Below are 11,625 nucleotides of genomic sequence, written 5' to 3' on the forward strand. Positions count from 1 at the left end.
ACGAAGGAAAGGAGTTCACCATGACCGCCACGTCCTCGCGCACCTTGTCGTCCACGAGCCAGTCGCGCCGCGCGCGTCTGGCTGCCGCCGCGCAGCCGGTCAGCGCCGGCCCGCAGACCGCCGCGTTCGCACAGGGCGTCGGCGCCGCGCATGCGGCGGCCGTCACGCTGTCGAACGCGGCGCTGCGGCTCGACGTGCTGCCGCACCTCGGCGGCGGCATCGCGCGCTTCGACTGGCGCGGCGACCACGGCGCGCTGGTGCCGGTGTTCCGCCGCTGCGTGCATCCGGAAACGGCCACGGATCCGAATGAACTCGCGTGCTATCCGCTGCTGCCGTATTCGAACCGGATCGGCAACGGCCGCTTCGAATGCGACGGGCGCAGCGTCGCGGTGCCGCGCAATCGTCGCGACGAGCCGCTGCCGATTCACGGCGACGGCTGGCTCGCGCCGTGGCAGGTGGACGACGCGACCGACACGACGCTGCAGCTGTCGCTCGATCGCGCGAGCGGCGCGCCGTATGCGTTTCGCGCGATCCAGTCGTTCGCGCTCGACGACACGACGCTGTCGATCGCACTGACGATCGAGAATGCGGGGCGCGCGCGGCTGCCGTTCGGTCTCGGCGTGCATCCGTTCCTGGTTCGCGACGACGTGACCGAGCTTGCCGCGGCCGCGGGCGGCCTGTGGCTGTCGGGCGCCGATTTCCTGCCGGTGCGGCACGTGAGCGTGCCGCCGGCCTGGCAGTTCGGCGTCGCGTATCCGTTGCCGGCGACGCTCGTCAATCATGCGTTCACCGGCTGGGGCGGCCACGCGGCAGTGAGCTGGCCGCGCCGCGGGCTGTCGCTGACGGTGGCGGCCGACGCCGATGCGTATGTGCTGTATACGCCGCCCGGCGAGGATTTCTTCTGCTTCGAACCCGTCGATCATCCGATCAACGCGGTGAATTTGCCCGGGGGTGCCGCCGCGCACGGCATGACGCTGCTCGCGCCGGGCGAGCGGCTCACGCGGCGTTTCGCGTTCACCGTCGAGCGGGCCGATGCACGCGTCGATGCGGCCGCGCGCGAAGGGCGCCGGCGACGCGGGTAAAATACGCGGTCTACCAACGGTTTGCCGCGAGTATCCGCCATGTCTTCCCCGCTTACTTTCATCGAATCGCTGCGCGCCGCGTGGCAGCGCACGAATTCGCTGCTGTGCGTCGGCCTCGATCCCGAGCCGTCGCGCTTTCCCGTGCAGTTCGACGGCCAGCCCGACGCGATCTTCGAATTCTGCCGGCAGATCGTCGACGCGACCGCACCGTATGCGAGCGCGTTCAAGCCGCAGATCGCGTACTTCGCCGCGCATCGCGCCGAAGACCAGCTCGAGCGCCTGATCGCGCACATCCACCTCCAGCATCCGGGCCTGCCGGTGATCCTCGACGCGAAGCGCGGCGACATCGGCAGCACCGCCGAGCAGTACGCGCGCGAGGCGTTCGAGCGCTATCGTGCGGACGCCGTCACCGTGAACCCGTACATGGGCTACGACTCGGTCGAGCCGTACTTCGAGCATGAAGGCAAGGGCGTGATCGTGCTGTGCCGCACGTCGAACCCGGGTGGCTCGGATCTTCAGTTCCTCGAGACAAACGGCCGGCCGCTGTACCAGGTCGTGGCCGATCTCGCGGCGAACAAGTGGAACGCGAAGAACGGCCAGCTCGGCCTCGTGGTGGGCGCAACGTTCCCGAACGAAATCGAGATCGTGCGCGGGATCGTCGGCGACATGCCGCTGCTGATTCCCGGCATCGGCGCGCAGGGCGGCGACGTGGAAGCTACCGTCAACGCGGGCCGCACGGCCGACGGCACCGGCATGATGATCAACTCGTCGCGCGCGATCCTGTATGCGAGCAAGGGCGAGGATTTCGCCGAAGCCGCGGCGCTCGCCGCGCAGAAGACGCGCGACACGATCAACGCGCATCGCTGACATACCGGCCGCCCGTTCGGGCGGCCTTTCACCGCCGCGCCCGCATTCGCGGGCCGCGCGCGTGCCTCCCGCGTGCCGCCTGCGCCTGCCGCATTGGCGCACGTGAACAACTTCCCGTCGCTTCCCATCGCATGCCCGCGCCGCAATCGCGCGATGCTGCCGGGGATCAGGCCCTCGTCATCGATTTGTCACCACACTGTCACGAAAGGGAGCGACGTCATGCCCAAGCTGTCCCGCCGTATTCTGAGCGCGCTTGCCGCGTCGTTGTGCATGTCGTTCGCCCACGCGGCGGACCTGTCGCACTGGCCGGCGGACAGCGCGAAGGCGCTGAACGCGATGATCGCCGCCCATGCGAATCGCGGCGACTACGCGGTGTTCGACGCCGACAACACGACCTACCGCTACGACCTCGAGGAATCGCTGCTGCCGTATCTCGAGAACCGCGGCGTGCTCACGCGCGACTCGCTCGATCCGTCGCTGAAGCTGATCCCGTTCAAGGATTCCGCCGACTACAAGGAATCGCTGACGAGCTACTACTACCGGCTTTGCGAGATCGACGACCTGGTCTGCTACCCGTGGATCGCGCAGGCGTTCGCGGGGCTGTCGCTCGCGGATCTGAAGCGCCACGTCGACGCGATGCTCGCTGACGGCAAGCCGGTGCCGATCCGCTACTGGCAGGGCGACAAGGTCGTCGACGGCGCCGCGAATCCGCCGCGCTTCTTCCGCGGGATGCAGGAGCTGTACAACGCGCTGCGCGAGAACGGGATCGAGGTCTATGTGATGACCGCCGCGCACGAGGAACTCGCGCGGCTCGTGCTGTCCGATCCGAAATACGGCTACAACGTGAAGCCGCAGAACGTGATCGGCGTGACGACGCTGCTGCGCAACCCGGCGACGGGCGCGCTGACGACGTCGCGGCTGCAGATCAAGGCCGGCAAGTATGACGAGGCCGCGAACCGCAACCTCGTGATCACGCCGTTCCTGATGAACCCGATGACGTGGTACGAAGGCAAGCTCGGCTCGATCGTCGGCTGGATCGACCAGTGGAAGAAGCCGGTGCTCGTTGCGGGCGACACGCCGACGTCCGACGGCTACATGCTGCTGAATGCGACCGACGTCGCGCGTGGCGGCGTACGCGTCTGGGTCAACAAGAAGGACAAGCAGATGGCGCAGATCCGCGCGTGGTCGGACGAATCGGCCGCGAAGCAGAAAGCGCTCGGCCTGCCGGTGACGGCGGACAAGAACTGGATCGTCGTGAAGCCCGACGCGATCCAGTAAGCGGGGAGGGCGCCGGCCGCCGCTGCCGTTGCGGCGGCAAATCAGCGTTGATTCGGCCTTTAATCAGCCTTCGCTCAGCCTTCGCGCTCGTCGAGCAGCTTCAGCAGCCCGCGCAGCGCATGCGCGGCAGCCTGCGTGCGAATCTGCTCGCGGTCGCCCTTGAACACGCGCGTCTCGACGTCGGTATGCAGCCGGTTGCTCCATGCGAACGACACGGTGCCGACCGGTTTTTTCTCGCTGCCGCCTGCCGGGCCGGCGATGCCGGTCACGGACAGCGCGACCTGCGCGCGGCTGTTGCGCAGCGCGCCTTCGGCCATCGCGCGCGCGACCGGCTCGCTGACGGCGCCATGTTTGTCGATCAGGTCGGGCGGCACGCCGATCATCTCGATCTTGGCCTGGTTCGAGTACGTGACGAAGCCGCGCTCGAACCACTGGCTGCTGCCGGAGATGTCGGTGATCGCCGTGGCGATCATGCCGCCCGTGCAGGATTCGGCGGTGGCGAGCGACAGGTGCTCGTCACGCAGCTTGTTGCCTGCGCGGATCGCAAGCTGATGGACGACGGAATCGGTTGGCATGCGCGTCGGGAAACGGGAGTCGGGAACAACGGTCAGCTGACGGCGGAGCGCCACAGGGCGATCACGAGCAGCGTCATGAACGCGGCGATCAGGTCGTCGACCATGATGCCGAGCCCGCCTTTCACGCGACGATCGAAATAGCGGATCGGCGGCGGCTTGAGCATGTCGAAGAAGCGGAACACGACGAACGCCCACAGCTGGCCGATGAAGGTCGCGGGCGTGACGAACAGCATCACGAGCCAGATCGCGACGATTTCGTCCCAGACGACGGCGCCCGGATCGGTCGTGCCCATCCTGCGTGCGGTGAAGCCGGTGATCCACGTGCCGGCGACGAACCCGACCGCGATCAGCGCCCACCATTCGGGCACCGTCAGGTAGCCGTTCAGCACGACGAACGTCAGCCACCCGAACAGCGAGCCGAACGTGCCGGGCATGAACGGCGCGAGCCCGCTGCCGAAGCCGAGCGACACGATGTGCGCCGGATGCGACAGCATGAAGCGCACGGTGGCGCGCTGCGGCGCGTTCCGGGCGGCGCCGGGCGCGGCCGCGTTCGGTGCGGTCGTCGGGTCAGTCTGCATGGAAGTGGTCGAAACCGTGCAACGTGAGAGTCAGGGGCGTGCCGGCGGCGTCGCGCCACGCGATCGCGGGCTGCTCCGACGGCGAGGACAACGCGTGTATTGTACCGACTCGCGTGACCCGAACGCCGCTGCTTGCACCCGCCGCCTCGACTGCCGCGCGGGCCGCGACCGGTGCCGTGAAGCACAGTTCGTAGTCGTCGCCGCCGGCCAGCGTGCAGCGTCGCTGAACATCGGGCGGCAGCGTCGCGAGCGCGGCCGAGCGCGGCACCGCGTCGGCGTCGATGTCGGCGCGCACGTTCGAGCGGGTCAGGATGTGCTGAAGGTCGCCGGCGAGGCCGTCCGAGATGTCGAGCGCAGCATGCGCGACGCCCGCGAGTGCCAGCCCGAGCGCGATGCGCGGCTCGGGACGCTCGAGCGCCTGCCGGAACGCGGCGGCTTCGGCCGCGCCGGCGCTCCATTCGCCGCGCGCGAGGCCAAGCCCCGCGCGGGCGTCGCCGAGCGTGCCGGACACCCACACATCGTCGCCGTCGCGCGCGGCATCGCGCCGCAGCGCCGCATCCGGCGCGACTTCACCGAACACGGTCACGCACAGGTTCAGCGGCCCGCTCGTCGTGTCGCCGCCGATCAGCTCGCAGCCGAACCGTTCGGCGAGCGCGAACAGCCCGTTGCTGAACGCCTCGAGCCACGCGGCGTCGGCGCGCGGCAGCGCGCACGCGAGCGTGAACGCGCGCGGCTCGGCGCCCATCGCCGCGAGATCCGACAGGTTGACCGCGAGCGTCTTGTGGCCGAGCGCGTCGGGCGCGACATCGGCAAAGAAATGGCGGCCTTCGACCAGCATGTCCGTCGAAATGGCCAGCAATTTTCCGGATCGCGGCGCGATCAGCGCGCAATCGTCGCCGATGCCGAGGGTCGACGCACGTGCACCGCGGGCCGCGCGGCGCGCGAAGAAGCGATCGATCAGCGAAAACTCGGACAAGGCGGCTGGCACGGCGGATGGACCCGGAAGCGGTGAAAGGAACGGCATTGTACGCAGCGAACGGCGCCGTTCCTGCACCGTTCAGACCATTTTTGTCGCGGCTGTCGCACCCGAATCGCCGGTCTGGCGGCCTTGGATTGGCGCTACAATGCCGTCGAACAGTTATTCTAATCCGCCCGCCAAGAGACACATGTCGACCCAAGCCTCCTCCAAAGCCAAGCTCCGCGAAGCCGCTCTCGATTATCACGAATTCCCGACTCCCGGGAAGATCGCGATCGCCCCGACCAAGCAGATGATCAACCAGCGCGACCTCGCGCTCGCGTATTCGCCGGGCGTCGCGTATGCGTGCGAGGAGATCGTCGAGAACCCGCTGAACGCCGCACGCTTCACCGCGCGCAGCAACCTGGTCGGCGTGGTCACGAACGGCACCGCGGTGCTCGGGCTCGGCAACATCGGCCCGCTCGCGTCGAAGCCGGTGATGGAAGGCAAGGCCGTCCTGTTCAAGAAGTTCGCCGGTATCGACGTGTTCGACATCGAACTGAACGAGTCGGACCCGCACAAGCTGGTCGACGTGATCGCCGCGCTGGAGCCGACCTTTGGCGGGATCAACCTGGAAGACATCAAGGCGCCGGACTGCTTCATCGTCGAGCGCGAAGCGCGCAAGCGGATGAAGATCCCCGTGTTCCACGACGACCAGCACGGCACCGCGATCGTCGTGGCCGCGGCCGTCACGAACGGCCTGAAGGTCGTCGGCAAGGACATCAAGAAAGTGAAGCTCGTCGCGTCGGGCGCGGGTGCGGCCGCGCTCGCGTGTCTGGACCTGCTGGTCGACATCGGCCTGCCGATCGAGAACATCCTGGTGACCGACCTGGCCGGCGTGGTCTATAAGGGCCGCACCGAGCTGATGGATCCGGACAAGGAGCGTTTCGCGCGCGAAACCGAAGCCCGCACGCTGGCCGAGGTGATCGAAGGCGCGGACATCTTCCTCGGCCTGTCGGCCGCGGGCGTGCTGAAGCAGGAGATGGTGAAGGGCATGGCCGAGCGCCCGCTGATCCTCGCGCTCGCGAACCCGACGCCGGAAATCCTGCCGGAACTCGCGCTCGAAGTGCGCCCGGACGCCGTGCTGGCCACCGGCCGCACCGACTATCCGAACCAGGTCAACAACGTCCTGTGCTTCCCGTTCATCTTCCGCGGCGCGCTCGACGTCGGCGCGACGACGATCACGCGTGAAATGGAGATCGCGGCCGTCAACGCGATCGCCGAGCTCGCGCAGCAGGAGCAGAGCGACATCGTCGCGACCGCATATGGCATTCAGGACCTGTCGTTCGGGCCCGACTACCTGATTCCGAAGCCGTTCGATCCGCGCCTGATCGTCAAGATCGCGCCGGCCGTCGCGCAGGCCGCGATGGACGGCGGCGTCGCGACGCGTCCGATCGAGGACATGGAGGCGTACCGCGTTCACCTGCAGCAGTTCGTGTATCACAGCGGCACGACGATGAAGCCGATCTTCCAGATCGCGCGCGCCGCGCCGGGCGAGAAGAAGCGCGTGGTGTTCGCGGAAGGCGAGGAAGAGCGCGTGTTGCGCGCCGTTCAGATCATCGTCGACGAGAAGCTCGCGACGCCGATCCTGATCGGCCGCCCGTCGGTGATCGAGCACCGTATCCAGCGCTACGGCCTGCGCCTCACGCCGGGCACCGATTTCACGGTCGTCAACACCGAGCACGACGAGCGCTACCGCGACTTCTGGCAGACGTACTACAAGATGATGTCGCGCAAGGGCATCAGCGAGCAGCTGGCCCGCGTGGAAATGCGCCGCCGCACGACGCTGATCGGCTCGATGCTGGTGAAGAAGGGCGAAGCGGACGGGATGATCTGCGGCACGATCAGCACGACGCACCGCCACCTGCACTTCATCGACCAGGTGATCGGCAAGCGCCCGGGCTGCAGCGTGTACGCGGCGATGAACGGCCTCGTGCTGCCGGGTCGCCAGATTTTCCTGGTCGATACCCACGTGAACGTCGATCCGACGCCGGAGGAGCTCGCCGAGATCACGATCATGGCCGCGGAAGAAGTGCGCCGGTTCGGCATCGAGCCGAAGGTCGCGCTGGTGTCGCACTCGAATTTCGGCACGAGCAACGCCCCTTCGGCGAAGAAGATGCGCGATACGCTCGCGATCCTGCAGGAACGCGCGCCGGAGCTGAAGGTGGACGGCGAAATGCACGGCGACGTGGCGCTCGACGCGGCGCTGCGCAAGGAAATCCTGCCGGAATCGACGCTCGAAGGCGACGCGAACCTGCTGATCCTGCCGAACATCGACGCCGCGAACATCGCGTACAACCTGCTGAAGACGGCCGCCGGCAACAACATCGCGATCGGGCCGATCCTGCTCGGCGCGGCGCAGCCGGTGCACGTGCTGACGGAATCGGCGACCGTTCGCCGCATCGTCAACATGGCGGCGCTGCTGGTCGCCGACGTGAACGCCGCACGCTGAGCCGGGACGAACGCGCGGCGCCGGTCAACCGGTGCCGTGCGTCGGGCGAAATTGTAAACAAAAGCAAAAAGAGGCGTGCCCGCAACGGGCACGCCGTCAGGTAGGGCGCAAACGCGCTTCCTATAAGCAACAGCAGCATCTCTCCACTCCGGGTAGCGAGCGCGGCAAGGAGGCAGGGTCTTGCCATGCGAGAGATACCGCCGATATTTTATCCTATGTAAGATAAATGTAGTCTTATTTCGGTAAGAAATGCGCGATTCCGGGCCGCGTCAGGCTTTCGATTCCCAAACGAACATTGATTCGCAAGGACAATAGCGCTACGCTAACGCCTTTGGTTGGTCGTCAACTACTTGATTTAACAGCGGGAACCCTGGTTCATGGCACGCAAGTGGCTCCGCAACGGCGCGCTGGCGTCCGTCTTCGCGATGTTCGCGATGGGTATCGTCGGTACACCGACGGGCAGTCTGGTTTCCGCCGCTTACGCACGGCAGGCCGTTTCGGCCGACCTGGCCGTCGGCGGGGTCGATACGATCCCGACCGCCCGTCTGCCGCGCGAGGCCGTGACCACGCTTGGCCTGATCGGCACCGGTGGCCCCTATCCGTACGAGAAAGACGGCGTCGTCTTCGGCAACCGCGAGCGGATCCTGCCGAAGGCGAAGCGCGGCTACTACCACGAGTACACGGTGCCGACGCCGCGCGCACGCAATCGCGGCGCGCGCCGCATCGTCTGTGGCGGGCCGTTGCGCCGGATCGACAACTGTTATTACACGGACGACCACTACAACAGTTTTAAACGTATTGTTGAATGACTTCGGGATGAATGGCATGAGCGACTCCATCTACGCGCACGACACGGCGGGGGCGGAACTGTTCGCGGCCGGCGACGGCAATCTGTTCCAGCGCGTGATGCAACTACACGCGGTGGCGCAGGCTGGCGGCGCGTCGGAGCAACAGGAAGCCGAGCCCGGGCTTTCATCGAACGAGGAGCCTATGAGCCTTTTCACGACCGTGCGACCCAACCTCGTGCAGTCGATCCGCGCGTTCCGCGTGCAGGATCTCGCCGACGAAGCCAGCCGGCTCGGCCAGCATTTCCTGTACGCGTATTGCGGCGCAGCGCAGTCGAAGCAGGAGGTGATGGAGACGATCGCGACGTCGTTCCTGTTTCCGAAGCATTTCGGGAAGAACTACGACGCGCTGTACGACTGCCTGACCGACCTCGTCGCGAAGGCCGGCGCGCAGCCCGGTTTCGTGATCGTCCTCGAAGGGCTGCCGATCGCGCAGAAATTCGACAAGGAAGGGCGCGAGACTCTGCTCGACGTGTTCCGCGAAGCCGCCGAATTCTGGGCCGAGCGCAAGGTCGCGTTCCGCGTGTTCTATTCGTTCGCGTAAGCACGTATCCATCGGCCGCGCACCTGCGGTCGATTTGCCGAAAAGCCCGCGTCGAGCGGGCTTTTTTGCGTCCGCGCAGGCGGCACGTCTCGCTCGTTACCACCCGCCCCAGCGCGCCGCGAGCGCGGCGAGCACGGCCGCGCCGGCCGTCTCGGTGCGCAGCACACGCGGCCCGAGCGACAACGCGGTGAACCCGTGCGCGCGGGCCACGTTTTCTTCGTCCGGCGACAGTCCGCCTTCCGGCCCGATCAGCAGCGTGACTTCAGCCGCGGGCGGCGCGTCGGGCAGCGACGCGAACGGGATGCTCGCGCGCGGCGACAGCAGCAGCCGCAGCTCGCCGTCGGCCGGCGCGGCCGGCAGCGTGTCGAGCCACGCGCCGAAGCCGCGTACCGGCGCGACGTCGGGCACACGGTTGCGTCCGCACTGTTCGCACGATGCGCGCACGACGCCGCGCCAGTGCGCGACGCGCTTGTCCGCGCGCTCGCCCGACAGTTTCACGACGCCGCGCGCAGTCGTCAGCGGCACGACCGCCGCGACGCCGAGCTCGACGGCTTTCTCGATGACCCAGTCCATCTTGTCGCCGCCGGCGATGCCCTGCGCGAGCGTCACGCGATACGGCGGCTCGGCCTCGGCCGGGTCGAACGCCTCGATCTGCGCGAGCGCGTTGCGCTTGTCGATCTCGACGAGCCGCGCGCGGTACTGGCCGCCGCTGCCGTCGAACAGCGCGAGCGTGTCGCCCGGCTGCAGCCGCAGCACCTGCGCGTGACGCGCGACCTCGGCCGGCAGCGTGAGCGTCGCATCGGCGCGCAGTGCCGCTTCGACGAAAAAGCGCGGCACAGCCGCGGTGGTGGTGGCTTCACTCATGTGGGGCGCGGCTCCGTTCATGCGCTCAGGCGGCAACCGAGCGCCCACCGGTAGCCGTTGAGATCCTCGACCTGTGCGAAGCGGTCGCCCCAGAACTGGTCCTGCGGTGCGGTCAGCGACTTCGCGCCCGCGTCGAGCGCGCGCTGCCAGGTCGTGTCGACGTCGTCGACATACAGATAGAACGACTGCGGGGCGGTTGCGTCCGCACTCTTCGGCGTGAGCGCGGTCGAGCCGAACGCGCCTTCGGGCGCGAACATCACGACCAGCTGCCCGCGGTAGGTCATCTCGACGTGCATGATCGCGCCGTCCTCGTCGTGGACGTCGCGCAGCTCGAAGCCGAATGCGGCTTTGAAGAATTCGATGGCCGCCTGCGCATTGCGCACGGCCAGATAGGGTGTCAACCAAGGCACGTTGGCCGGACGTGGATCGGTCATGAAAATCTCCTGTCGAACGGTGTTGGCGCTTGAGCGGCTACGCCGGTCCCATGCTTTGCGGTCCAACGGGTATTGGCGCCCGGGCGCCCGGTCCCGCGCCATGTCGCGAATACCGAGGCAGGCCCTGAGCGTCGCAAGTCCAGCGCGGTAAAACGCGCGACCAGCCTGCGGAACGATGCGTTCGCCCGTCAGCTCAGCGGCGAACGCCCAGTGTATCGCGCAGCGCGCACGGCAGGGCAAAGAGGGCCGCATGAAGTCGCGCATCGTAGTAGCGCAATCCCTGCACGCGGCGTGCGGCGAGGCGTTCGTCGACGTCGTGCGCGAACAGCGCGGCCGCATCGAGCGTATCGCTCGCGATTGCCATCAGCCATTGGGAGCCGTATAGCGGCACATGCGCGGACAGCGGATCGACGACCGCGAAGCTCGCGCGCAGGTCGTCGAGCAGCGCGGCGATGCGCGCCGCGTGGAACTCCGGCGAGCCGAGGTGCATCGAGATCGCGCCGCACGGCGTGAGGATCCGCTTGAGTTGCGCGTAGAACTCGCGCGTATAGAGGCCGGCCGCGGGCGAATCGGGTGGCGTGAGGTCGAACACGACGAGATCGAAATGCTCGATGGTCGACGTGACGAAATGCGCGGCGTCCCCGATCACGACCTCGACGCGCGGGTCGTCGAGTGCGCCCTGGTGCACGTCGTCGAGATAGCGGCGCGCCATGCCGACCACTTCGTCGTCGAGCTCCGCGACGACGATCCGCTCGATGCATGCGTGCTTGAGCAACTGGCGCGCGGCGCCGCCGTCGCCGCCGCCGAGCACGAGCGCCTTCTTCGGGCACGGATGCGCGAGCGCGGCCGGGTGCGTCATGCACTCGTGATACACGTATTCGTCGCCGACCGAGGTCATCGGCCGGCCGTCCAGCGTAAACAGGCGGCCGAGCTGCGGCGTTTCCCAGACTTCGATGCGCTGGTGCGGCGACGCGACGTGCGCGAGCCGGCGTGCGTTCGGGAATCCGTAGGCGGCGTTGGGCGTGGGATGGAAGAGAAGGGTCGTGCTCACGGGCGGGCGGCTCGGGGCGGGCAGTTCTGACGTCTGAATT

The 11,625-nt window shown here is 67.6% G+C and carries 12 protein-coding genes; 6 read left to right on the forward strand and 6 right to left on the reverse strand.

All coding sequences use genetic code 11. The annotated features are described in order from the left end of the window. Positions 1-20 precede the first annotated feature (20 nt). From ACP26O_RS02845 to ACP26O_RS02855, 3 genes are all read left to right on the forward strand, one after another. Positions 21-1,082: an aldose 1-epimerase gene (locus tag ACP26O_RS02845; protein ID WP_175665328.1), complete on the forward strand. Its 1,062-nt coding sequence runs from the start codon at positions 21-23 to the stop codon at positions 1,080-1,082. 39 nt (positions 1,083-1,121) lie between these two features. Continuing rightward, positions 1,122-1,949, forward strand: coding sequence for an orotidine-5'-phosphate decarboxylase (gene pyrF, locus ACP26O_RS02850; RefSeq protein WP_175665327.1), 828 nt, complete (start codon positions 1,122-1,124; stop codon positions 1,947-1,949). Positions 1,950-2,168: 219 nt separating this feature from the next. Beyond that, positions 2,169-3,227 (forward strand): haloacid dehalogenase-like hydrolase, encoded by a 1,059-nt coding sequence (locus ACP26O_RS02855; RefSeq protein WP_126227140.1) that lies wholly within the window; start codon positions 2,169-2,171, stop codon positions 3,225-3,227. Between the two features lie 74 nt (positions 3,228-3,301). Here the strand turns inward: ACP26O_RS02855 and ACP26O_RS02860 are convergent, their stop codons facing one another. Genes ACP26O_RS02860 through thiL form a run of 3 tightly spaced genes read right to left on the reverse strand, consistent with a single transcriptional unit; the run spans position 3,302 to position 5,404 of the window. Continuing rightward, positions 3,302-3,802 (reverse strand): CinA family protein, encoded by a 501-nt coding sequence (locus tag ACP26O_RS02860; RefSeq protein WP_175665326.1) that lies wholly within the window; start codon positions 3,800-3,802, stop codon positions 3,302-3,304. Between the two features lie 32 nt (positions 3,803-3,834). Beyond that, positions 3,835-4,380 (reverse strand): phosphatidylglycerophosphatase A family protein, encoded by a 546-nt coding sequence (locus ACP26O_RS02865; protein WP_011655942.1) that lies wholly within the window; start codon positions 4,378-4,380, stop codon positions 3,835-3,837. Next, on the reverse strand, positions 4,370-5,404 hold the full coding sequence (gene thiL, locus ACP26O_RS02870; RefSeq protein WP_175665325.1) for a thiamine-phosphate kinase: 1,035 nt from the start codon (positions 5,402-5,404) through the stop codon (positions 4,370-4,372). The genes ACP26O_RS02865 and thiL overlap by 11 nt, the downstream gene beginning before the upstream one ends. 100 nt (positions 5,405-5,504) lie before the next feature. Between thiL and ACP26O_RS02875 the strand changes: the two genes are divergently transcribed. The 3 genes from ACP26O_RS02875 to ACP26O_RS02885 all read left to right on the forward strand — a co-directional run bounded on the left by ACP26O_RS02875 (position 5,505) and on the right by ACP26O_RS02885 (position 9,236). Beyond that, the gene (locus tag ACP26O_RS02875; RefSeq protein WP_279607089.1) at positions 5,505-7,847 is read left to right on the forward strand and encodes an NADP-dependent malic enzyme; all 2,343 of its coding nucleotides are present in this window, start codon (positions 5,505-5,507) and stop codon (positions 7,845-7,847) included. 377 nt (positions 7,848-8,224) lie between these two features. After that, positions 8,225-8,656 (forward strand): ribonuclease, encoded by a 432-nt coding sequence (locus ACP26O_RS02880; RefSeq protein WP_011655945.1) that lies wholly within the window; start codon positions 8,225-8,227, stop codon positions 8,654-8,656. A 16-nt stretch (positions 8,657-8,672) separates the two neighbouring features. Then, positions 8,673-9,236, forward strand: coding sequence for a barstar family protein (locus ACP26O_RS02885; RefSeq protein WP_006753300.1), 564 nt, complete (start codon positions 8,673-8,675; stop codon positions 9,234-9,236). 96 nt (positions 9,237-9,332) lie between these two features. Here the strand turns inward: ACP26O_RS02885 and ACP26O_RS02890 are convergent, their stop codons facing one another. From ACP26O_RS02890 to speE, 3 genes are all read right to left on the reverse strand, one after another. Then, positions 9,333-10,100, reverse strand: a complete 768-nt coding sequence (locus tag ACP26O_RS02890) for a 16S rRNA (uracil(1498)-N(3))-methyltransferase (RefSeq protein WP_175665324.1) — start codon at positions 10,098-10,100, stop codon at positions 9,333-9,335. Between the two features lie 17 nt (positions 10,101-10,117). Continuing rightward, positions 10,118-10,534 carry a VOC family protein gene (locus ACP26O_RS02895; RefSeq protein WP_105834711.1) on the reverse strand — a complete coding sequence of 139 codons (417 nt, stop codon included), beginning with the start codon at positions 10,532-10,534 and terminating at the stop codon, positions 10,118-10,120. Positions 10,535-10,727: 193 nt separating this feature from the next. Then, positions 10,728-11,585: a polyamine aminopropyltransferase gene (gene speE, locus ACP26O_RS02900; protein ID WP_175665323.1), complete on the reverse strand. Its 858-nt coding sequence runs from the start codon at positions 11,583-11,585 to the stop codon at positions 10,728-10,730. Positions 11,586-11,625: the final 40 nt, after the last annotated feature.

The sequence above is a fragment of the Burkholderia sp. R-40 genome, from assembly GCF_049942845.1.
Classification (GTDB): Bacteria; Pseudomonadota; Gammaproteobacteria; order Burkholderiales; family Burkholderiaceae; genus Burkholderia; species Burkholderia ambifaria.